This window comes from Anaerotignum lactatifermentans (assembly GCF_014982935.1).
Taxonomy (GTDB): Bacteria; Bacillota; Clostridia; order Lachnospirales; family Anaerotignaceae; genus Anaerotignum; species Anaerotignum lactatifermentans.
Genome location: NZ_JADCKK010000005.1, coordinates 1 through 21,557 on the forward strand (window position 1 = coordinate 1; position 21,557 = coordinate 21,557).

At 46.9% G+C, this 21,557-nt stretch carries 27 protein-coding genes and 1 tRNA gene; 4 read left to right on the forward strand and 24 right to left on the reverse strand.

Features of this window, described 5'->3' with window-relative positions; all coding sequences use genetic code 11:
* A partial coding sequence (locus tag INF29_RS14490; protein WP_207728101.1) for a hypothetical protein occupies positions 1-182 on the forward strand: 182 nt, incomplete at its 5' end.
* Here INF29_RS14490 and INF29_RS02095 read toward each other — a convergent pair.
* From INF29_RS02095 to INF29_RS02155, 13 genes are all read right to left on the reverse strand, one after another.
* Positions 167-955, reverse strand: a complete 789-nt coding sequence (locus tag INF29_RS02095; RefSeq protein WP_022255196.1) for an acetyl-CoA carboxylase carboxyltransferase subunit alpha — start codon at positions 953-955, stop codon at positions 167-169. The two genes, INF29_RS14490 and INF29_RS02095, sit on opposite strands and share 16 nt — an antisense overlap.
* Positions 952-1,806 carry an acetyl-CoA carboxylase, carboxyltransferase subunit beta gene (gene accD / locus INF29_RS02100; RefSeq protein WP_243184059.1) on the reverse strand — a complete coding sequence of 285 codons (855 nt, stop codon included), beginning with the start codon at positions 1,804-1,806 and terminating at the stop codon, positions 952-954. Before accD ends, INF29_RS02095 begins: the two co-directional genes overlap by 4 nt.
* Entirely contained in the window at positions 1,799-3,133 is a 1,335-nt protein-coding gene (locus INF29_RS02105) for an acetyl-CoA carboxylase biotin carboxylase subunit (RefSeq protein ID WP_193484327.1), read from the reverse strand. The genes accD and INF29_RS02105 overlap by 8 nt, the downstream gene beginning before the upstream one ends.
* A gap of 6 nt (positions 3,134-3,139) precedes the next feature.
* Entirely contained in the window at positions 3,140-3,553 is a 414-nt protein-coding gene (locus INF29_RS02110; RefSeq protein ID WP_022255199.1) for a 3-hydroxyacyl-ACP dehydratase FabZ family protein, read from the reverse strand.
* A 20-nt stretch (positions 3,554-3,573) separates the two neighbouring features.
* The gene (gene accB / locus INF29_RS02115) at positions 3,574-4,035 is read right to left on the reverse strand and encodes an acetyl-CoA carboxylase biotin carboxyl carrier protein (protein ID WP_087988789.1); all 462 of its coding nucleotides are present in this window, start codon (positions 4,033-4,035) and stop codon (positions 3,574-3,576) included.
* A gap of 5 nt (positions 4,036-4,040) precedes the next feature.
* Entirely contained in the window at positions 4,041-5,276 is a 1,236-nt protein-coding gene (gene fabF, locus INF29_RS02120) for a beta-ketoacyl-ACP synthase II (RefSeq protein WP_193484329.1), read from the reverse strand.
* A 10-nt stretch (positions 5,277-5,286) separates the two neighbouring features.
* Positions 5,287-6,021 carry a 3-oxoacyl-[acyl-carrier-protein] reductase gene (fabG, locus tag INF29_RS02125; protein ID WP_022255202.1) on the reverse strand — a complete coding sequence of 245 codons (735 nt, stop codon included), beginning with the start codon at positions 6,019-6,021 and terminating at the stop codon, positions 5,287-5,289.
* Positions 6,022-6,024: 3 nt separating this feature from the next.
* The gene (gene fabD / locus INF29_RS02130; protein ID WP_272872620.1) at positions 6,025-6,936 is read right to left on the reverse strand and encodes an ACP S-malonyltransferase; all 912 of its coding nucleotides are present in this window, start codon (positions 6,934-6,936) and stop codon (positions 6,025-6,027) included.
* On the reverse strand, positions 6,924-7,871 hold the full coding sequence (locus INF29_RS02135) for a nitronate monooxygenase (RefSeq protein WP_334292964.1): 948 nt from the start codon (positions 7,869-7,871) through the stop codon (positions 6,924-6,926). The genes fabD and INF29_RS02135 overlap by 13 nt, the downstream gene beginning before the upstream one ends.
* 17 nt (positions 7,872-7,888) lie before the next feature.
* Positions 7,889-8,113: an acyl carrier protein gene (locus INF29_RS02140; protein ID WP_072850432.1), complete on the reverse strand. Its 225-nt coding sequence runs from the start codon at positions 8,111-8,113 to the stop codon at positions 7,889-7,891.
* Positions 8,114-8,225: 112 nt separating this feature from the next.
* Positions 8,226-9,179 carry a beta-ketoacyl-ACP synthase III gene (locus INF29_RS02145; RefSeq protein ID WP_087988793.1) on the reverse strand — a complete coding sequence of 318 codons (954 nt, stop codon included), beginning with the start codon at positions 9,177-9,179 and terminating at the stop codon, positions 8,226-8,228.
* A gap of 156 nt (positions 9,180-9,335) precedes the next feature.
* Positions 9,336-9,662, reverse strand: a complete 327-nt coding sequence (locus tag INF29_RS02150) for a zf-HC2 domain-containing protein (RefSeq protein ID WP_191344932.1) — start codon at positions 9,660-9,662, stop codon at positions 9,336-9,338.
* Positions 9,646-10,152 (reverse strand): RNA polymerase sigma factor, encoded by a 507-nt coding sequence (locus INF29_RS02155; protein WP_193484333.1) that lies wholly within the window; start codon positions 10,150-10,152, stop codon positions 9,646-9,648. Before INF29_RS02155 ends, INF29_RS02150 begins: the two co-directional genes overlap by 17 nt.
* Before the next feature lie 188 nt (positions 10,153-10,340).
* On the opposite strand from INF29_RS02155, the gene INF29_RS02160 reads away from it, so the two are divergent.
* Positions 10,341-10,414 (forward strand) — tRNA-Pro (locus tag INF29_RS02160).
* Positions 10,415-10,512: 98 nt separating this feature from the next.
* Here INF29_RS02160 and INF29_RS15195 read toward each other — a convergent pair.
* The 3 genes from INF29_RS15195 to INF29_RS02170 form a co-directional block, all read right to left on the reverse strand.
* Entirely contained in the window at positions 10,513-10,725 is a 213-nt protein-coding gene (locus INF29_RS15195) for a GNAT family N-acetyltransferase (protein WP_334298121.1), read from the reverse strand.
* The gene (locus INF29_RS02165; protein ID WP_330608244.1) at positions 10,644-10,949 is read right to left on the reverse strand and encodes a GNAT family protein; all 306 of its coding nucleotides are present in this window, start codon (positions 10,947-10,949) and stop codon (positions 10,644-10,646) included. Before INF29_RS02165 ends, INF29_RS15195 begins: the two co-directional genes overlap by 82 nt.
* Positions 10,950-11,014: 65 nt before the next feature.
* On the reverse strand, positions 11,015-11,422 hold the full coding sequence (locus INF29_RS02170; protein WP_072850442.1) for a DUF3791 domain-containing protein: 408 nt from the start codon (positions 11,420-11,422) through the stop codon (positions 11,015-11,017).
* Between the two features lie 133 nt (positions 11,423-11,555).
* Here INF29_RS02170 and INF29_RS02175 point away from each other — a divergent pair, with 133 nt between their 5' ends.
* Entirely contained in the window at positions 11,556-12,215 is a 660-nt protein-coding gene (locus tag INF29_RS02175; RefSeq protein ID WP_193484335.1) for a B3/B4 domain-containing protein, read from the forward strand.
* Positions 12,216-12,283: 68 nt separating this feature from the next.
* Here the strand turns inward: INF29_RS02175 and hflX are convergent, their stop codons facing one another.
* The 4 genes from hflX to INF29_RS02195 form a co-directional block, all read right to left on the reverse strand.
* Entirely contained in the window at positions 12,284-13,567 is a 1,284-nt protein-coding gene (hflX, locus tag INF29_RS02180; protein ID WP_191344105.1) for a GTPase HflX, read from the reverse strand.
* Between the two features lie 21 nt (positions 13,568-13,588).
* The gene (gene dapF, locus INF29_RS02185) at positions 13,589-14,422 is read right to left on the reverse strand and encodes a diaminopimelate epimerase (RefSeq protein WP_193484337.1); all 834 of its coding nucleotides are present in this window, start codon (positions 14,420-14,422) and stop codon (positions 13,589-13,591) included.
* Between the two features lie 49 nt (positions 14,423-14,471).
* On the reverse strand, positions 14,472-14,705 hold the full coding sequence (locus INF29_RS02190; protein WP_022255215.1) for a DUF378 domain-containing protein: 234 nt from the start codon (positions 14,703-14,705) through the stop codon (positions 14,472-14,474).
* A 69-nt stretch (positions 14,706-14,774) separates the two neighbouring features.
* Complete coding sequence (locus INF29_RS02195; RefSeq protein WP_193484339.1) at positions 14,775-16,040, reverse strand: M16 family metallopeptidase; 1,266 nt, start codon at positions 16,038-16,040, stop codon at positions 14,775-14,777.
* 253 nt (positions 16,041-16,293) lie between these two features.
* Between INF29_RS02195 and INF29_RS02200 the strand changes: the two genes are divergently transcribed.
* Positions 16,294-16,740, forward strand: coding sequence for a hypothetical protein (locus INF29_RS02200; RefSeq protein WP_193484341.1), 447 nt, complete (start codon positions 16,294-16,296; stop codon positions 16,738-16,740).
* A 155-nt stretch (positions 16,741-16,895) separates the two neighbouring features.
* Here the strand turns inward: INF29_RS02200 and INF29_RS02205 are convergent, their stop codons facing one another.
* The 4 genes from INF29_RS02205 to INF29_RS02220 form a co-directional block, all read right to left on the reverse strand.
* Entirely contained in the window at positions 16,896-19,052 is a 2,157-nt protein-coding gene (locus INF29_RS02205; protein WP_193484343.1) for a polyribonucleotide nucleotidyltransferase, read from the reverse strand.
* A 175-nt stretch (positions 19,053-19,227) separates the two neighbouring features.
* Entirely contained in the window at positions 19,228-19,491 is a 264-nt protein-coding gene (gene rpsO / locus INF29_RS02210; protein WP_191344099.1) for a 30S ribosomal protein S15, read from the reverse strand.
* Positions 19,492-19,655: 164 nt separating this feature from the next.
* Positions 19,656-20,552 (reverse strand): DMT family transporter, encoded by an 897-nt coding sequence (locus tag INF29_RS02215; RefSeq protein WP_193484344.1) that lies wholly within the window; start codon positions 20,550-20,552, stop codon positions 19,656-19,658.
* A gap of 37 nt (positions 20,553-20,589) precedes the next feature.
* On the reverse strand, positions 20,590-21,546 hold the full coding sequence (locus tag INF29_RS02220) for a bifunctional riboflavin kinase/FAD synthetase (protein ID WP_072850460.1): 957 nt from the start codon (positions 21,544-21,546) through the stop codon (positions 20,590-20,592).
* Between the last annotated feature and the right edge of the window lie 11 nt (positions 21,547-21,557).

Here is a 21,557-nt window from a genome sequence, read left to right on the forward strand (position 1 = left end):
TGACGGATGTGATTAATCCAAAAAGAGCCTCGCCAGACCAATTACTCCCTTATCATAAAAAAATAAGTGCAGAGGGTAAAGCACAAATGATATGCTTTATCTCTTACACTTATATGGTACTAAAAAGTCCCTGTGGGAAATCCCACAAGGACATCAAATACAAATATTATTTTTCGCTGTAAACGCCCAGTTTACGGAAACGTTCATAACGTTTTTCAGACAGGACACGACCGGAATACTGTTCCAGTTCCTGTACGTCAGAAAGCAGACGCGCTTTCAGGTCTTCGCACATGACATCAAAGGAATCAAAGTTTTCTTCAATGACATCTTCTGCCACACCGAAGCGTTTCATATCTTCTGCTGTGATTTTCAGGCATTCTGCCGCGTCAGCCGCTTTGCTTGCGTCTTCCCACAGGATAGATGCGCAGCCTTCGGGAGAAATAACGGAAAATACCGCATTTTCCAGCATATACACGCGGTTTGCCACAGACAGACCCAGTGCGCCGCCGCTGCCGCCTTCCCCAATGACAATGGTAATAATGGGTGTTTCCAGTCCCATCATCTGCATGAGGTTGTCAGCAATGGCCTGACCCTGACCACGTTCTTCCGCTTCTTCCCCACAGTATGCACCGGAGGTATCCACGAAACAAATGACAGGGCGATGGAATTTTTCCGCCTGTTTCATGAGACGCAGTGCTTTCCGATAGCCTTCGGGCATGGGGCAGCCGAAGTTGCAGCGGATTCTTTCCTGCAAATCGCGACCACGTTCAATGCCGATGAATGTAACAGGAATATCTCCCAGATAACCGATACCGCCAATGATGGCAGGGTCATCTGCGTATTTCCGGTCACCGTGCAGTTCTGTTCTTTCTGTGAACAGATTTTCGATATAGGCACGGGAAGTGGGACGATCCTGGGCTCTTGCAGCCTGTAATCTTTCATAAGCTGTCATCATGCCTCATCCCTCCTTCTGCTGTGCTGTTTCAAAAGACGTTCCAGTGTTGCACGCAGTTCTGTACGAGGCACGATGGCATCTACAAAACCGCAGTCCTGCAGAAATTCTGCACGCTGGAAATCTTCCGGCAATTTTTTCTTTGTAGTCTGTTCAATGACACGACGACCTGCAAAGCCAATGAGCGCATTGGGTTCGGACAGGATGATGTCCCCCAGCATAGCAAAGCTTGCTGTTACACCACCAGTTGTGGGGTCTGTCAGAACAGTGATATACAATCCGCCTTTGTCGCTGTGGAAATGAACAGCGCCGCTGGTTTTTGCCATCTGCATGAGGGACAGAATCCCTTCCTGCATTCTAGCGCCGCCAGAGGCTGTGAAGCCCACTACAGGCAGATCATGTTCTGTTGCGTATTCAAAAAGCCGTGTAATCTTTTCCCCTACCACAGAACCCATACTGCCCATCATGAACTGAGGGTCCATAACAAACACAGCGCAGGGCTGACGGCGGATGGTAGCAGTACCGCATACCACGCCTTCCATCTGACCGGATGCCGCACGGGCAGACTCGATCTTATTGGCATAGCCAGGGAAGTTCAAAGGGTTTTCTGTCTGGATATTCATTTCCAGTTCCTGAAAACTGCCTTTGTCACAAATGGCTTTGATTCTTGTTCTGGCACTGATACGGTAATGATAGCCACAGGAAGGGCATACCATTTTGTTCTTTGCAACAGAACGTTTTGTATCAATGGCTTTACAAATGGGGCAGCGGATTTTTTCTTCCACCGTAGGTGTAATACCGCCGCTTTCCAGCACATTTCTTGATTTTCGGAACATGCCAACAATATTATTCAAGTTCTGTGCCTCCTTCCGCCAACAGTTCCGGCAGAATCAGTGTGTTATAATCCCCTTTCTGGAACCGGGGGTTACGCACCAGCCGCAGTTGGTCTTCAATATTTGTATGAATCCCATGGATAACCATTTCGCAAAGAGCCGCTTCCATTTTGCGGATAGCGTCTTCTCTGGTTTTAGCGTAAACAATGAGTTTCCCAATCATGGAATCATAAAAAGGTACAATCAGGCAATCCTGTACCAATGCTGTATCAAAGTGTACCCGGGAACCGCCGGGGATATGCAAAAAGTCTACCTGACCGGTGCTTCTTGCATTGATGCGGCATTCCATAGAATGACCATGCAGGTGAATATCTTCCTGCGTGAAATCCAGAGGAATCTGGCAGGCAATACGAATCTGCCACTTTACGATGTCCACATCGCTGATTTCTTCTGTAATGGGATGTTCTACCTGCAGACGGGTATTCATTTCAATGAAATAGAAATTGCCGTCGGGTGCCAGCAGGAACTCTACAGTACCTGCGTTCACATAGTTGGCAGCTTTTGCCGCTTTCACAGCCGCATCCATCATTCTTTTGCGGATGTCTTCTGTCATAACAGGGCAAGGTGTTTCTTCCAGCACCTTCTGCTTATTCAGCTGCAGGGAGCAGTCACGTTCCCCCAGACAAACAATGTTGCCGAAGGCATCTGCCAGCACCTGCATTTCCACATGGCGTACGGAAGTCAGATATTTTTCCAGGAACACGTCGCCGTTGCCAAAAGCGCTTTTGGCTTCTTCAGACGCTGCCAAGAAGGCATGTTCCAGATCTTCTTCTCTTTCCACCACACGGATGCCCTTGCCGCCGCCGCCAGCGGTAGCTTTTACCAGAATGGGATAGCCGATTTCCGCAGCCAGACGTTTTGCTTCCGCAGGGTCATGAAGGATTTCTGTACCGGGTACCACAGGCACACCGATTTCCTTCATGAGCTGACGGGAATTGTCCTTATCACCCATGGCACGAAGCACATTGCTGTCAGGACCAATGAAAATGATGCCCTTTTCTTCGCAAAGTGCCGCAAACTCAGGGTTTTCGGACAAAAAGCCATAGCCGGGATGGATGGCTTCCGCATTGGATGCCAAAGCTGCACTAATGATATTTTTCTGGTTCAGATAGCTGTCTGCTGCCGCGTTGGAACCGATACAGATTCTTTCGTCTGCCAATGCTACGGGCAGGGAATTCTGGTCTGCTTCGGAATAAACCGCTACGGTTTCGATGCCCATTTCCTTACAGGCACGAATGATACGGACAGCTACCTCCCCTCTGTTTGCAATGAGAATTTTTGAAAACATATCCTCTTACTCCTTTATCAGAGCGAAAGAAAATTCCGCACTGACGCATAATTTTCCGTTCACAAAGCCTTTGCCGCTTGCCCAGTAGAAAGGACCTTTGTGTTTGATCAAAGTGCATTCTGTTTCCAAAACATCACCGGGACGTACACTGTTTTTGAAACGTACTTTGTCCAGACCTGTGAAATAAGGTGTTGCGCCTTCCTGTTCGCCGGAAAGGAGCACACAGGTGGACTGTCCCAGAATTTCGCACAGGATAACACCCGGCACTACAGGGTTACCAGGGAAATGTCCCTGCAAAAACCACTCATCGGGGCGGATGGTCTTTTTGCCGTAAGCAACGCCATCTCTCAGTTCTGCTTCGTCAACCAGAAGCATATTGTCCCGATGGGGCAGTATTTTCTTCAGTTCTTCCTGATTCATAGGTTTTCGCCTTCTTCCTGTCAGTCTTCACGGATACGGAACAGAACCTGACCGTATTCCACGATCTGACCGTTGTTGACACAGATTTCTTCAATGGTACCACTGCATTCTGCTGCGATTTCATTGAACATCTTCATGGATTCTACGATACATACAGTATCGCCGGCTGCCACATGATCCCCTACGGACACATAAGGTGCCGCACCAGCCTGAGGTGCCATATAAACAGTACCTACCAGAGGTGTTTTCTGTTCATACAGATCTTCTTCAGGCGCAGCGGGAGCTGCAGGTGCCGCAGGTGCTTCTGCTGCTGCAACGGGCACAGCTTCCACAGGAACAGCCGCAGGCACTACCACAGCAGGTGCCACAGGAGCAGATACTGCTTCCAGCACCAGTCTGTTGTCGCCTTCTGTCAAATCCAGTTTGGTCAAACCGTTATCTTTCAAAATTTTTGCCAATTCAGCAATCTTTGTTGTTTCCATCTATCTCACCCTTTGAATTTTCTAAATGCGATGCAGGCATTGTGACCGCCAAAGCCCAGAGAAGTGGACAGAACTGCTTCCAGTTCCGCTTCTTCCGCTACATTGGGTGTATAGTGCAGATCACAAACTTCATCCTGTTCCAGCAGGTTAATGGTGGGAGGTACCAGAGAGTGATTCATGGCACAGATTGCAGCGATGGCTTCTGCCGCACCTGCTGCACCCAGCATATGACCTGTCATGGATTTTGTAGAGCTTATATGTACTTTCTGCGCGTCTTCTTCGCCCAGAGCCTTACGGATGGCATTTGTTTCTGTTTTATCGTTCAAGGCTGTACCTGTACCATGGGCGTTGATGTAGATTTTTTCTGCGGGAACGCCTTCCAGTTCAGCCATTGCGTCTTTGATCGCTCTTGCGCTGGCTACTGCTGTTTCATCGGGAGCTGTTACATGGTGTGCGTCACAGGTGGAACCATAGCCGCATACTTCCGCGTAAATCTTTGCGCCTCTTGCTTTTGCGTGTTCATACTCTTCCAGAATCAGTGTGGCTGCGCCTTCTCCCATAACGAAACCGCCGCGGCGTTTGTCAAAAGGCAGAGATGCTGCGTTAGGATCTTCAGAAGGGTTCAGTGCCATACATGCGCCAAAGCCTGCCACTGCCAGATTGGTGATGGCTGCTTCACTACCACCGCAGATAGCCGCTGTTGTGTAGCCGTGACGGATTGCACGATATGCTTCGCCGATACATGTAGTACCTGTAGCACATGCAGTTGTCATGGAAACGCAAGGACCCTGTGCATGATATTTGATGGCAATGTTGCCTGCTGCGATATTGCTGATCATTTTAGGGATGAACAGAGGAGAAACACGTCTGGGACCTTTTTCTTCCAGTGCTTTATAGGATTCTCCAAATGTTTCAAAACCACCGATACCGCTGCCAAAGTATACGCCCAGTTCTTCAGGGGCGATTTTTCCTTCCAGTTCGCTGTCAGCCATGGCTTCTGCCGCAGATGCCAGCGCATACTGTGTGAAACGGTCCAGCTTCTTTGCGGACAGTTTATCCATGCAGCACAGAGGATCGAAATCCTTTACTTCTGCTGCCAGTTTATATTTGGATTCGGATACGTCAAAACGGGTAATCATACCGATGCCGTTTTTGCCTGTTTTCAGACCTTCCCAGAAATCAGCCACGTTGTTGCCGATGGGCGTTACCGCACCCAAACCTGTTACTACGACTCTTTTCATAAAGTACCTCCTACATGGCCAGACCGCCGTCGATGCGGATCACTTCACCAGTGATATAATCGGACTGGTCGCTTGCCAAAAACAGCGCAAGGTTTGCAATGTCTTCGGGCTGCGCAAATCTTTTCATTGGAATATGATCGACTAATGCGTTATTTTCAGACAGATTTTCTGTCATGTCTGTTGCTACAAAACCGGGCGCAATGGCATTGCAGTTCACATTGCGGCTAGCCAGTTCTTTTGCAACGGATTTTGTCAGCCCAATGAGCCCCGCCTTGGAAGCGGAGTAGTTTGTCTGACCGGGATTGCCCATCAGACCGGATACAGAGCTGATATTGATAATCTTGCCGCTTTTCTGTTTCATGAAAACAGGGTAAAGCTGCTTGATCATATAGAAAGCGCCTTTCAGATTGGTATCCACAACGCTGTCGAAGTCGGGAACCTTCATCATAGGCACCAGTTTGTCCTTGGTAATGCCGGCATTGTTTACCAGAATATCAGCGCCGCCGAAATCTTTGATAATCTGTTTGCAGACTGCGGCAACCTGTTCCGCGTCCGCCACGTTGCACTGGTAAGCTTCTGCCTTTACACCCATTTCCTGCAGAGCTGCTTTTGTTTCTTCTGCTTTCTGGGTATTGCCTGCATACAGCAGCGCAATGTTTGCGCCCTGTTCTGCGAATCTTTTACAAATGGCCGCACCGATACCACGGGAACCGCCTGTAACAATGGCTGTTTTTCCTTTCAACATATCTTAGCGTACCTCCTCTGCTACCTGGCGAGCTTCTTCCATGTTGGAAACAGCATACACTTTGCTGTCGGGAAGAATGCGGCTGATGAGTTTCTTCAGTGTGGTGCCAACGCCCACTTCGATGAAAGTATCAAAGCCGTCTGCTGCCATATTTTCAATGCTTTCCTGCCAACGCAGGGAATGGTTGATCTGTTTTTCCATCAAATCTCTTACTTCTGCTGTGTAAGGTTTTGTTGTATAGTTGGAATATACAGTCATTTCGGGCTGTTTTACATCTACAGCCTTCAGTGCTTCTGCAAATTCCTGAGATGCTTCATCCATAAAAGGAGAATGGAAACCGCCGCCTACGGCTACGGGCAGACATCTGCCGCCAGCTTCCTTTACATCTTTTCCGAAACTGTCGAGTTCATCTTTTTTCCCGGCAACAACCAGCTGACCGGGTCCATTGTAGTTTACAGGGAACACATTGGGGTATTTTTCCGCTAGTGCTTCCACCTGTGCATTTTCCATTTTCATCACCGCTACCATAGATGCGGGATGTTCTTTTGCAGCTTTTCCCATGGCTGCCCCTCTCGCGCAGGCCAAACGGAACCCATCTTCAGGGCTGTAAGCGCCTGCAAAAGCCAATGCTGGGATTTCTCCCAGGGAAAAACCTGCCACAGCCTCAGGCACAATGCCTTCTTCCTGCAGTGCAATTGCTGCTGCGATGTCTGCCAGATACAGACAGGGCTGTGTATTTTCTGTAATTTTCAATTCTTCGGCTGTACCTTCAAAGCACTGCTGCAAAGTGCCGGGGCGGATTTCCTCCGCCCGAGCAAACAGTTCTTTTACGCTTTCGTTGTTTTCGTAAAAGTCCTTGCCCATACCGGCCTTCTGCGCGCCCTGCCCTGAAAAGACAAAGGCTATTTTACCCATTTTGCAGCTCCTTTCAGCAGTTCTTCCGCTTCGGTCGCGATTTCTTTCACGATTTCCGCTGCGGGCTGTTCTTTCTTCACCATACCGGAGATCTGACCTGCCAGGAAGCAGCCAGCTTTTGTATCGCCTTCTACAGCTGCTTTACGCAGTGCGCCAACGCCCAGTTCTGCCACATCTTCCGCTGTGGTTTCCGGTGCATATTCCACTTTCAGGAATTCACGGCTGAAAGGATTTTTCAGACAACGGCAAGTGTTGCCGCCAAAACGTCTGCCTGTGGTAACGGTAGAAATGTCAGTTGCTTTCAGAACCATGTCTTTGTAGTTCTGGTGCACACCGCATTCTTCTGCCAGCAGGAAACGAGTACCCATCTGTACGCCTACTGCGCCCAGCATGAATGCCGCTGCCATACCGCGTCCGTCACCGATGCCGCCTGCTGCCAGTACAGGAATGTTCACAGCGTCGCATACCTGAGGCACCAGAGGCATTGTTGTCATTTCCCCGATATGCCCGCCGGATTCGCCGCCTTCTGCGATAACAGCGGAAGCACCAGCTTTTTCCATCATTTTTGCTGCCGCAACAGATGCAACAACGGGAATGACGGTGATGTTTGCTTCCTTCCACATTCCCATGTATTTTTTTGGCATACCTGCGCCTGTGGTAACAACAGCTACCTTTTCTTCAGCCACGATTTTTGCCACTTCATCCACATGGGGGCTCATCAGCATGATATTCACGCCAAAAGGTTTGTCTGTCAGTTCTCTGGCAATACGAATCTGTTCACGCAGGTAGTCGCCGCCTGCGTTCATGGCAGAGATGATGCCCAGACCGCCGCCATTGGAAACGGCTGCTGCCAGTTTACCATCTGCAATCCAAGCCATGCCCCCCTGAAAGATGGGGTATTCAATGCCTATCATTTCGCAAATCGGTGAAACAATCATTTCTTTCCCTCCAATTAGTTCTGTTTGCTTTCGATCATTTTAACCAGATCAGCAACAGTTTCTACTTTGTTGTCGCCCATTTCGATTTCTGTGCCCAGTTCTTCTTCCAGGCTCATGAGCAGTTCCATAACGTCCAGAGAGTCGATCCCCAGATCAGCAAATTTTGTTTCCATTGTGATTGTGGAAACTTCACATTCCAGTTTTTCTGCCAACAGTGCTGCGATTTTTTCAAATACCATGATGCATTCTCCTTTTCTTCTTTAAAAAAATGATTTCGTCTTGTTCAGGGCAGCAAGCTGTCCCCAATATTTCCGCATGATGCGGACTTGTATATGATGCCTTTTCGGCTCATTACCATCTTACAATGCAGGCTGCACTTGCCAGACCGCCGCCGAAAGCAGGCAGCAGCAGCAGATCGCCTTTTTGCAGCATTCCCTTGCGGTTCATTTCATCCAGCGCAATGGGGATGCTTGCAGAGGAAGTATTGCCGTAACGGTCAATATTCACATAAAATTTCTCCTTAGGCACTTTCAGCATTACGCTTGCAAAGTCAATGATACGCTGATTTGCCTGATGTGGTACGATGTACTTAATATCCTCAAATGTCAGACCATTCTGCTTAAGCAGATATTTTGTATCGTGACAGATGGCGTTTACAGCAAACTTGAATGTATCCTGTCCACGCATATGGATATAAGGTTTTTTCTGTTCTCCTTCAAAGAAAGGAGATTTCCCGATGAGCTGGGGAATGTCGATGACATTGTTGCCGCCTTTTACATGGAATACAGAGTCCAGGTAGTTGTCACCTTCACCCAGAACCACTGCCCCTGCGCCATCACCAAAAATAACACAGGTGCTTCTGTCCTCCCAGTCTACGATACGGCTCAATCTTTCAGCGCCAATGACAAGGACTTTTTTCGCCTTACCTCTGGCAAAGAATCCTGCTGCTGTTTCCAGTGTGAAAACAAATGCGGAACATGCCGCGTTGATGTCCATGGTCATGCAGTCCAGACCCAGAATATTCTGAATCATACAGGAAACAGAAGGAGAAATGGATTCCCCGCTGACACTGGCTGCCAGGATCAGATCGATTTCTTCCTTTTTCACACCGCTGTTTTCCAGTGCTGCCAGTGCTGCTTTGGCGCCCATGTCTGCCGCCGTTTCGTTTGTGCTGACGTGGCGTTCTTTTACGCCGACGCGCTGCATGATCCATTCATCGTTTGTATCTACGATTTTAGACATATCATCATTGGTTACCACTCTGGGAGGCACATACATGCCCGTTCCCAATATCGAAAAACTCATTCTTTTTTCCTCCTGCAATATGCAATCTTTTGTGCTTACGATATTTAGTCCCCGTTTCGGCAAAAAGGTTACAGGAAATTGATATTTTTTTGCACTTTTTTCCAAACAAAAAGGAAACTGACTTTTTATCGTAGTAAAAGCCCCTTTGTTCCCCCGTCAGCCTCTTTTTCTCATCCGCATCCACAGCATCACCAGCAGGCACCAGGAAGCACAGACATAGGATAAAAACCCAATGCCGATAAGCATTCTTCTATGCCGCATTTTTTCCGCCAATCGGCAAAATTCCTGTTCTGCTGTGTTTTCTGCTGGAATCTGTCCCATTCCGGAGGGTCTTTGAGAAAATCTGCGATATTGTTTGTAATACTGACGACAATCGGGACAAGTCCGCAAATGCGCCGCCACACTGTTTTTTGTCACTGGATTTGCCAGCCCATCCTGATACAGGGTCACCAAGTCCATGACGATCTCACATGGCAAATTCATCTTTCAACACCTCCATCATTTTTTTCTTTGCGCGGAAAAAAATCACCTTTGCGGAATTTTCACTGATCTTCAGCGCCAGCGCGATCTGTGAAAAGGGCAGTTCCGCATAGATTCGCAGCAGCACCACATCCCGGTATTTTTTCGGAATTTCCTTTACCATGGCGCGGACTGCTTTTTCCACATATTTCTTATGGACATATTCTTCCGGGTCTGCATTCTGCGTATAATAGGTATTGACTACCAGGTCCAGATTGGCAGAATCCAGATGCAGTTTGTTGCGTTTGAGATATTTGAAATAAACATGCTTTCCGATGGATGCCAGCCAGGTAAAAACTTCGCACTCTCCGCGAAAACGGTGAAAGGACATATATGCCTGCAAGAACGTTTCCTGCGCCAGGTCTTCCGCCAAGGCGCGATCCCCGCACAGACGGTGCAAAAAAGCATATACTCTGTCATAATATGCTCGATAGAGCATTTCAAATGAATTCACCTGCTCACCCCCGTTCGCCTGTTTCGCATTACAGTATACCATAAGAAACATGGAAAATCCAGTAACTTTCTATGGCTTCTTTCGCAAATGGGCAGTAAAAAGGACAGATTTCGCTTTCTGGGGCAAAAAAAATTTATTTTCATCTTGACAATTTTATAAAAATAGCGCAAAATATTAGTGTTGTGTATCGGTGTGTGGCTCAGTTTGGTAGAGCGCTACGTTCGGGACGTAGAGGCCGCAGGTTCAAATCCTGTCACACCGATAGACCCGCCGCAGGCATCTGTTTGCGGCGTTTTTTATTGCCTAAAAACCCCCTGATTCCAAAGCCTGGACAGGGGTTTTTCTTTTGCCGTCTTTTCCTCAGCGGCACATATACAAAAGGGGATATGGATTCCCCTGCTCATCCAAATCGGTTCTTTTGTAAACGGAAAATCCCATATGCTCATAAAAACCAATAGCCTGAGGATTTTGCTCATTGACTGTCACCTGCTTTATTTTTTCATCACAATCTGCCCGTTCCAGCAGTTGCTTTCCCAATCCTTTTCCACGTTCCGCAGACGCAATGAACAGCATCTCCAAAGACCTTTTTCCGTTCCCATAAACGCCACAGGCTGTCCTGCTTTTGTTGCCATATACAAACGTGCCACCCCTTCTATGGCTTGCGGCACATAAGGCTTAATGCCGTTTATCTCATCATCAGACAAAAACAGATGGGTTGCTCTGACAAAATCCTCCCACACCGCCAGCAGCTGCTCCACCAGCATGGGCGTTCTTTCCTTTACTTCCATGATTTTCATATTGTTCTCCGCCATTCTCTCCATGAAAAAAGGAACCGTTCCATGGTTCCTTTTTCAACTTTTTATCATTCTTTTTCTGCAGCTTCAAAAATTTCTTCTGCGGATTTTTTGTAATATCCTGTGCTGTCTTCTGCAACAGTTGCCGCAATCTTTGTGCCATAGTACATACGGCAGGCTTCCGCAGCATCCATACGATGTGCCTTTGCCATCCGTCCAACGACATCAATGAGCAGTTCTGTTCTTTCTTCATAATGCCCATAAGTATCTTCTTCCGCATCTCTTTCCAGCGCCATCATCCCGTCGATCATGCCGATGTAAAAAGAGGTATCCATTTCCGGGAATTGGTTTCTGGTATCCTGCAGCAGCTGGATCACACCATTTTTGTCAAAGGCTTCAAAAACCTTATGTCCGGGAATGTTTTTTGCATAGCTGTAATATTCGATGCAGGAAACGATCATTCTCAATTCATCCATTTCTGCACGCTCCTTTCCTTCTGTATCATACCTGTTTTTTGGCAAAATTTCAACAGCCGTTTTCGTTTTTGCTTGACAAGTGACGAAAGAAAATGCAGTATGTTGTTATAAAAAGAAAAAGGAGCGATATGACATGATTTCTGTTACCATAGACGAAAGCATCAAAGAACGTTGTCCCGAAGCGGTACTGGGACTTTTGCAGTGCAAAGTTAATGTACATCCCGATGATGAAGAATTCCTTGCACTGCTCAACAGCAAGATTGCAGAACTGTCTGAAGTGGAACTGTCTCAGGCAAACAAACGGGACTACATCCAGTCCACCCGCAAAGCATACAAAGCACTGGGCAAAGAACCCAACCGCTACCGCAATTCCTGTGAAGCCATGTGCCGCAGAATTGCCAAAGAACGTGGGCTTTACTACATCAATAATGTGGTAGACATCAATAACTACCTTTCTATTCTGTCCGGTTATTCCACGGGTACTTACGATTTGGCACATGTTACTGGCGGCATCACCTGGAAACGTGCCCCCGAAGGCACCGCTTATCAGGGCATCGGCAAAGATGTGCTGAATATTGAGTTCCTTCCTGCCCTTTTTGATGAAGAAGGTCCCTTCGGCAATCCCACCAGCGACAACACCCGTGCCATGATTACCGACGACACCAAAGAAATCCTGCTTGTATACTACACCTTCAATGGCGGTCAGGAACTGGAATCCCTGCTGGAACTGTCCAAAGAACTGCTGGAAAAACATGCGGCAGGAACAGACTTTGAAATTCAGATTTTGAAATAAGATATTCTGAAATACAAAAAGATGGCAGATATAAAATCTGCCATCTTTTTTATATACATTTTCTTACTTTATCCTTCTACCGCAAAAGATTTCAGTCTGTTTGCCGCTTCCTCATCCACATAAACTTCCAGCAATACCCCTTCTGCTGTATGTTCTTCCCGGATGATTTCGCATCTGCCATGTACCCAGCCTGCCAGAGCGCCTTCTGTATAAGGCAGCAGTACCGTCATGGACTTACGGAAGCTTTTCAGCAGTTTTTCAATGGTTGCCAGCATCTGTTCCAGCCCCATCTGCTTCCCTGCGGAAATCTGTACGATTTCCCTTGCCATTCTGTCCATGGGCAAAGGCAGTTCCACTTCTCTGTCCATTTTGTTATAAACGGTAATAACGGGTGTATCTTCGCAGCCCAGACCTCTCAAAGTGTCATATACCACTCGCATCTGTTCTTCTCTGTTGGGATTGGACGCATCCACCACATGGAGGAGAATATCTGCATACTTCAATTCTTCCAGTGTTGCACGGAATGCCTGAATCAGATGGTGGGGCAGCTTCTGGATGAAACCTACCGTATCTGTCAGCAGAATTTCAGAACCGCCAGGCAGTTCCACCTTTCTGGTTGTGGTATCCAGTGTGGCAAAAAGTTTATCCTCCGCCAGTACGCCAGCCTGTGTCAGTACATTCAATGTAGTAGATTTCCCCGCATTGGTATAGCCTACCAAAGAAACCACAGGAGTGCCTTTTTTGCTGCGCTGACTACGCAAAAGTTCCCGATGGGTCTGGATTTCTTTCAAATCCCGATTCAATTCCGCAATCCGTTCTTTGATGTGACGGCGGTCTGTTTCCAGCTTCTTTTCCCCGGGACCTCTGGTACCGATACCGCCACCCAGACGGGACATGGATGCACCCATACCAGTCAGACGGGACATACGGTATTTCAGCTGTGCCAATTCTACCTGAATTTTCCCTTCACCGGAAATAGCCCGTCCGGCAAAAATATCCAGAATAACGATGGTTCTGTCCATAACCTTTGTTTCCAGCATTTTTTCCAGATTTTTCAGCTGTGCCGGAGAAAGTTCATCGTCGCAGACAATGCCTGTGGCATCGTATGTATTTATCATCATTTTCAGTTCTTCGATTTTGCCTTTTCCCAGATAATGGGCAGGATGCACCTTTTCTCTGCGCTGGATGGTACGGGCAACAGCTGTTGCACCTGCTGTATTTACCAGTTCTTCCAGCTCATCCAGACAGGCTTCCACTGCCATAGCGGAAGGACTGTCCTTGTCCTCCAGCTCAATGCCTACCAATATCAATCTTTCTTCTGTATCTTTATTTTCATGCAATTCTTTTGCCATGTCTTACTCCTCTCTGCTTTCTTACCGCAGCCATACGCCGTCAAAAGAGAATCTGGCGGGACCTGTCATATAAACATGGTTATCGGATTCTCTCCATTCGATTTCCAATGTGCCGCCCAAAAGCTGAATACGCACTTTTCTGTCACACAATCCGTTAAGCACCGCTGCCACCAATGTGGCAGATGCGCCTGTACCGCATGCCATTGTTTCGCCACTGCCTCTTTCCCAAACACGCATACTCATGTGGGTGCGGTCAATGACATGGGCAAACTCGATATTTGCTTTTTTGGGGAACATAGGATGGATTTCTGCCACTTTGCCGTATTTTTCCACTTCAAAATGTTCTGTATCATCCACAAAAATGACACCATGGGGATTTCCCATGGAAACGCAGGTCACATCAAAAGTCTTGTCCAAAATCTGCAATTTTTCCCCAATGACAGGCATTTTGTCACTGATAACGGGAATCTGTGCCGCTTCCAGAATAGGTTCTCCCATATCCGCTGTGACCGCAATGACGATGTCGTTTTGAATATGTAGCTGCAAAGTTTTGATGCCGCCCAATGTTTCCAATGTAATGACGTTCTTTGTGGTCATGCCCCGCTCGTAAACATATTTGCCGATGCAGCGAACCGCGTTGCCGCACATTTCCCCTTCGGAACCGTCCATATTGAACATCCGCATACGGAAGTCTGCCACTTCAGAAGGCAGAATCAATACCAGCCCGTCAGCGCCTACACCAAAATGACGCTCACTCATAGCCACCGCCAGCATATCGGGATATTTCACTTCTTCCTCAAAACCGTTGATATAAATATAATCGTTGCCGCAGCCTTCCATTTTTGTAAAACGCATGTTGTTTCCTCCTTGCTATGTAGGGGCGGTAAAAATATACCGCCTGTGTTTAGTGCTGTCCGTGGGTCGTCGGTACCATCTCCCGCTCCTGTGCCACTGCGCTGTACAGCCGCAGAGACCAAAGTCCTGCCAGACCTACCAGCGCGAAGATCACACGAGCCAGCCAGAACATGGAACCGCCGAAAATGGTTGTTACCAGATCGAATCCGAAAAATCCGATGAGACCCCAGTTCAGCGCACCGATGATGACAAGTGTCAAAGCAATATAATTCCCTGTTTTCATGCTTTTGACCTCCTAATGGTATGATCAACAGATATATCTGTATCCATAGTATCCCTTGTCTTTTGAATTTTATGAAAAAAGTTTTTCAACTGTATTGGCAAAATCTACCCCTTTGAGATTACCCACAGCAGAATAGCTCATTTTGGGGTTCGCAAAAACCAGTTCTGCCACTTCTGTCAGATCTTTTTGCGTCACTGCTTCTATTTTTTCAATGACTTCTTCCATTTCCTGCACCTTACCACGCAGGAGCATGGCAGAACCTGCCGCTGTCATACGGTTCAATGTGCTTTCAGAACCAATGATGAAATTGCTGATCATCTGTTCTTTTGTCACATTCAATATCTTTTCGGAAATGCCTTCTTTCCGCACTGCCGCGATTTCCGCCGCAATGCCTTTGTATACTGCCTCTGCCTGAGAGGGGTTCATGCTGGCATAAATGGAAAAAAGTCCCGTATCCGCAAAAGCGGTGGTGTAGCTGTAAATGGAATAAGTCAATCCCTGTTCCTCACGGATTTTCTGGAACAAACGAGAGCTCATGCCGCCGCCAAAAACCGTATTGAAAATTGCCATAGCGTATTTCAGGGGATGTTCCCGTTCCAGCCCTTCAAAAGCAATGCATGTATGGAGTTGTTCCACATCTTTTTTCTTCTGAATCCATGACTGGTGGTAAGAAGCCTTTGTTTCCAAAGGACAATAAGGCGCCTTCGCCTGCCATCTGCCAAAGTAATGGTTCAAAAGTTCCAGCATTTCTTCCCGTTTGAAGTTTCCTGCCACGGAAAGCACCATATTTTCTGTATGATAATTTTTCTCGTAATAAGCGCGGATTTTTGCCGCATCCAGATTGCCAATGGTTTCTTCTGTTCCAAGAATGGGCATGCCCAAACTGCTTTCCCGCCAAATGCTGTCCTGCAAGCAGTCATGAACCAGTTCTTCCGGCGCGTCGTCATACATATAAATTTCTTCTGTAATGACGTTCCGTTCCTTATCCACTTCTTCCTGCGAAAAAGCCGGATGCAGAAGCATATCACTCATAACTTCCATGGCCTGTTTCACATGCTTGTCCAGCACACGGGTATGATAACAAGTATATTCCTTTGTGGTATAAGCGTTGATCTGTCCGCCCAAAGCGTCCATTTCCTCTGCAATCTGCCTTGCGGAACGGTTTTCTGTTCCCTTGAACATCATATGTTCAATGTAATGGGAAATGCCGTTTTCCTCGGGGCGCTCGTTTCTCGTTCCGTTTTTCACCCAAATGCCAAAGGAAATACTGCGGACGTAGCCGATTTCCTCCAGCACCACCTGTATTCCGTTTTCTAATTTTTCTATGGTCAGCATCATTCTTCTCCTGCCTGTTTTTCTCATTAGGGTATTCCATTTTCAAAATACCATACATATTTCTATCTTTATAGCATAGCAAAATCGGCTTTCCTGTGCAATCTTCTTGTCGATTTTTTCTGCGAATTCGTCCATTGTTCCCACAAACTCTCTGTTTTTTCGTAAGGATGGACATTGTTGTCCCATTCAAAATCTGCTACCATGAAACTATACAACAGCGGCATAGAACATCTTACAAATTGGGGGGATTTTGATGGCAAAAAAAATTATCGTGGCAGTCATTGCTCTGCTTCTGCTCTATGGGGTCTATCGTCTGGTCACAACATCCGAGCCTATGATCACAGGCACATATTCCTGTCATACGGAAACAGAAGAGTATTATTTTGCGGCAAGCGAGGAAAAAGGGATATTCTACATTTACCAAAACGAATCTGTGTTCCTTGATGCCGATACTGGTTCATACGACATGAACAAAGGGTTGTATGAATCCGGCACCTGTACACTGAAAACCTACGGGCATTATCTTCTGGAAAGCGAAACACTGGGGCAGCAGGAAATCACCATAGAAAACGGCACATTTTCTCTGACTATTTCTGGCGAAACATATCTGTTTGAAAAAATGTCGGATTCGCCTGCGCTCAATGGCAATCTCCATGATATCTATCTGATAGAACACCCAGATGCTCCCGACTTCAGTTGATTCCGCAAAATTTTAATCTTACCAGAAAAATGGATGAAACAGAAAATCTCTGCTTTTGGGGCATCTTCATCAACAACAAAGAAAGCTGAAATCCTTATGATAGAGGATTTCAGCTTTTTTGTTCTTACTGAGATTTTATTTTATCTGATTGCAAATCAATATCTTTCCAGAACGCTTTTTTCGGAATCAGGTGTTTCGTCCTGTACCAGAGCGTCTTTCATGGAGAAGTTCAGTCTGCCCTGTTTGTCGATTTCTGTCAGTTTTACCATAACTTCATCGCCAGGTGCTACAACGTCTTCTACTTTTGCAACTCTCTTGTTTGCCATTTTGGAGATATGAATCAGACCTTCTTTGCCGGGTGCGATTTCTACGAAAGCACCGAATGTCATCAGTCTTGTGATGGTGCCTTTGTAAACCTTACCGGGTTCGGGATCGCTGACAATGGCGTTGATCATATCCATTGCACGCTGCATATCTGCGGGATCTGTACCTTTGATGAAGATCTTGCCATCATCTTCTGTATCGATTTCACAATTTGTTTCTTCGATGATCTTTTTGATGACTTTGCCTCTTGTACCGATCACTTCCGCAATCTTATCCACATCGATCTGCATAGTTGCAATCTTAGGCGCATATTTGGACAGTTCTTTTCTGGGTTCGGGAATCGCTTTCAGCATGACTTCGTTGAGGATATATTCTCTTGCTCTGCCTGTCTGTGCAAAAGCCTGTTCGATCATTTCGAATGTCAGACCTTTGATCTTCATATCCATCTGAATTGCTGTAATACCTTCGGAAGTACCAGCTACTTTAAAGTCCATATCGCCGAAGAAGTCTTCTACACCCTGGATGTCTGTGATTTCGATGAAGTCATCATCGCTGTCACCTGTTACCAGACCAACGGAGATACCAGCAACGGGGCGTTTGATGGGTACGCCTGCTGCCATCAGGGACAGTGTGGAACCGCAGATGGAAGCCTGAGATGTGGAACCGTTGGAGCTGAGGATATCGGAAACCAGACGGATTGCGTAAGGGAATTCTTCTTCGCTGGGGATAACGGGCAGCAGTGCTCTTTCACCCAGTGCGCCGTGACCGATTTCACGTCTGCCGGGACCTCTGGAAGTTTTTGCTTCACCTACAGAGAAACCGGGGAAGTTATAATGGTGAATGTAGCGTTTGCCTGTTTCGTTTGCATCCAGACCATCCAGACGCTGACCTTCGCTGATGGCGCCCAGTGTGGTTACTGTCAGAGCCTGTGTCTGTCCTCTGGAGAACAGAGCGGAACCATGCACGCGAGGCAGTACGTCTACTTCTGCGCTCAGAGGTCTGATTTCTTCGATGCCACGACCGTCGGGACGTTTGTGTTCTCTCAGAATCATTCTTCTAACAGTCATTTTTTCGAATTTGTAGATGATTTCGTCTACCAGAGCAGCAATGTCTGTATCTTCTTCAGAAATTTCTGTCAGAGCTTCTGTCAGCTGTTCCAGAACTTCTTCTGTGATGACTTTGATCTTTGCGTCACGATCCTGTTTCAGTTCTGCAAAAACAGCTTCTTCCATTCTTGCGTCTGTGATATATTCTGTTACCATTTTGTAAGCGTCTTCGGGAATCACATGTTCTGTGTAAGGTGCTTTTTCTTTACCTTCTTTTGCTGTGATTTCCTGAATGAATTTGACAACTTCCAGGTTGGTGTCGAATGCCAGATGAATGGCTTCCATCATCAGTGCGTCAGGGATTTCGTCTGCGCCTGCTTCGATCATCATAACTTTATCTTCTTTGGAAGATACGGTCAGTGTCAGTCTTGTTTTTTCTCTCTGTTCTGCTGTGGGGTTCACCACCAGTTCGCCATCCACATAACCGATGCTTACGGAAGAAACGGGATCTGTGAAAGGAATATCGGAAATGTTCAGCGCCAGAGATGCGCCGATCATGGCTACTACTTCAGGAGAGCAGTCCTGATCTACGGACATTACTGTTGCAACGATAGCTACGTCGTTTCTGTAATCCTTAGGGAACAGAGGACGCAGAGGTCTGTCGATACATCTTGCTGTCAGGATTGCTTTTTCGGAAGGTCTGCCTTCTCTTTTGATGAAACCGCCGGGGATTTTACCTACGGAATACAGTCTTTCTTCGTAATCAATGCTCAGAGGGAAGAAGTCAATGCCGTCTCTGGGCTTTTCGGATGCAGTTGCAGTAACCAGTACAGTGGTATCGCCGTAACGCAGCAATACAGCGCCGTTAGCCTGTTCTGCTACTCTGCCGATTTCAGCTGTCAATGTTCTGCCTGCCAGTTCCATGGAATAGGTTCTAAACATGTTCATTCTCCTTTTCTGTCTGTTTTTCTCCTGCACCATAGATCTTCAACTTCAAAAACATGGTCGTCCATATTTGCAAAGTTGGAAATCTATAGTGCAACCTTCTTTGTTTTTGTTTGATAGAAGAAAAGAGAGGAAAAACGTCCTCTCTTTTCCTAATCTTTTGGTTTGTGTCTTACTTTCTCAGACCCAGTTCTGCAATGATTGCACGGTATCTTTCGATATCCAGTTCTTTCAGGTAGTTCAGCAGACCTCTTCTCTGACCAACCATTTTCAGCAGACCACGTCTGGAGTGGTGATCTTTCTTGTGGCTTTTCAGGTGGTCTGTCAGCAGAGTGATTCTTGCTGTCAGCAGAGCGATCTGAACTTCGGGAGAACCTGTGTCGTTAGGTGTTCTGCCGTATTTTGCGATAATTTCCTGTTTGTTGATTGTTGCCATGATTTTTGGCCTCCTTAAAAATATTTATTCTTGCAACCCCTAGAACTAAGTGAAGGTCGGAGCGTCCTGTCACTGAGTCCTGGTTTTACAGCGTTCTCATTTTATCATACTATATAACCCTTTGCAAGAGCAAAGGCTTGATTTCTTGCGATTTTTTCGTTTTTTCAGCTGGTTTGGGCTGATTTTTCCGTCTTTTTCTTGGGTTCATAACGGAACTGCGACATGAGCACTGCCACAAATACCACAGCGAAGCCCACTGCCATTCTGGGTGTTACTTCTTCATGGTACAGCAGTACAGAGAAGACAACCCCGAAAACGGATTCCAGACTCAGCAGGATGGTTCCCACTGCCGCGTCTGTATGCTTCAGACCATATGCCTGCAGGAACAGGCAAAGAGCTGTGGAAAGCAGCGCCAGATACATGACATTTCCCATGGCACCCATGGAAACGGTTTCCGGCATACCGCCTGTCAGAAGGGTACCAATCCAGCCAATGACCGCAGAGAATGTAATCTGCATGGTGGTCAGCAGAATGGGGTCTCTGCCCTTGGAAAACCACGCCACTGCTGTCAGGTCACAAGCGTAAATGACGCCACAGACCAGTGTTACCACGTCCCCCGGCAGCATAGTCATATCCCCGTTGAGGGAAATGAGCCCAATCCCTGCCAAGCAGAAGATTGCCGCAATGACATGATTGCGCTGAGGACGTTCTTTTGAAACAAACCAATAGAAAAATGGTACAATCACGCAATAAACTGCCGTCAAAAAGGCGCTTTTGCCCGGTGTGGTACCCATGGCAAGAGCAACGGTCTGCACAGCTGTGGCCGTCCCCATGGTCAAGCCTGTGATGATACCGCCAAGCAAATACCCCTTATCCAGTCTGCCCCATTTTTTGTAGGTAATGACCCAAAGCACCACTGCCGCGATGGAAAATCTTGCTGCTGTGATGAACCAGCCGGAAAGTTCCTCTGTGGCAAATTTCTGAAAAACGAAGGCGCTCCCCCAGATGATGGCTGTCAAAAGCAGCAGCAAATGGGCCCGTGTTCTTTTATTCTCTAACATGATGTTACCTCATATCATTTTATCTGTCCGTATGTGATTATTTTTCTTCTTCCGCTTTCCAGTGTTCATATTCCGCAGAAGCAAAATATGCTCTGGTCTGTTCTGCATTGATAGCAATCTGTGCCTGTAATTCGTCTACGCTTTCAAATTTCTTTTCGCTGCGCAGGAATTTATAGAAGAAAATCTGTAATTCTTCACCATAAATCATTTTGTTGAAGTCAAACAGATAGGTTTCCACAATCTTCTGTGTGCCGTTTACCGTAGGATTTTTGCCGATATTGGTCACACCGTAGTAATACTTGCCTTCATACAGTGTTTTTGTGGCATATACCCCATTGGGAGGGAACAGCTTCAAGGGATGGGCTTCGATATTCACCGTAGGGAAACCAATAGTTCTGCCCAGTTTTTTCCCTTCTTTGACAGTACCCAGAATGAAATAAGGCACTGTCAGCATGGTGTTCGCGCTTTCCAAATCTTTGTCGATGAGGCACTGACGGATACGAGAGCTGCTGACCCGTTCGCCTTCGTACTGGACAGAAGGCACCGCAATGACTTTCACGCCGTGTTCTTCCCCCAAACGGCGCAGCATTTCATAATTACCTGCCCGATTGCTGCCGAAATGATAGTTTTCCCCTACCACCAGCACTTTGCACTTCATGCGTTCAAAAAGCAGTTTTACGGCAAAATCATAAGCAGACATAGAAGCAAATTCCACATCAAAAGGATATTCGATATACGTATCCACGCCCATCTGCTCCATGGTAAACAGCTTTTCAGAGGGTGCCATAATCAGGGCAAAGTCCTCTTTTTTCTTGAATACCAGCATGGGATGAGGAGAAAAGGAAAATACAACACTTTCCAGATTTTCCTCTGCCGCAAATTCTTTTGTCAGTTGAATCAGGGCACGGTGACCCAGATGCAGCCCGTCAAAGTTCCCCAGTGTAATGGCTGTGGGTCTGCTGCGGTCTACCTGCCCGTCTGTAATATGTTCCATTTCGATACTCC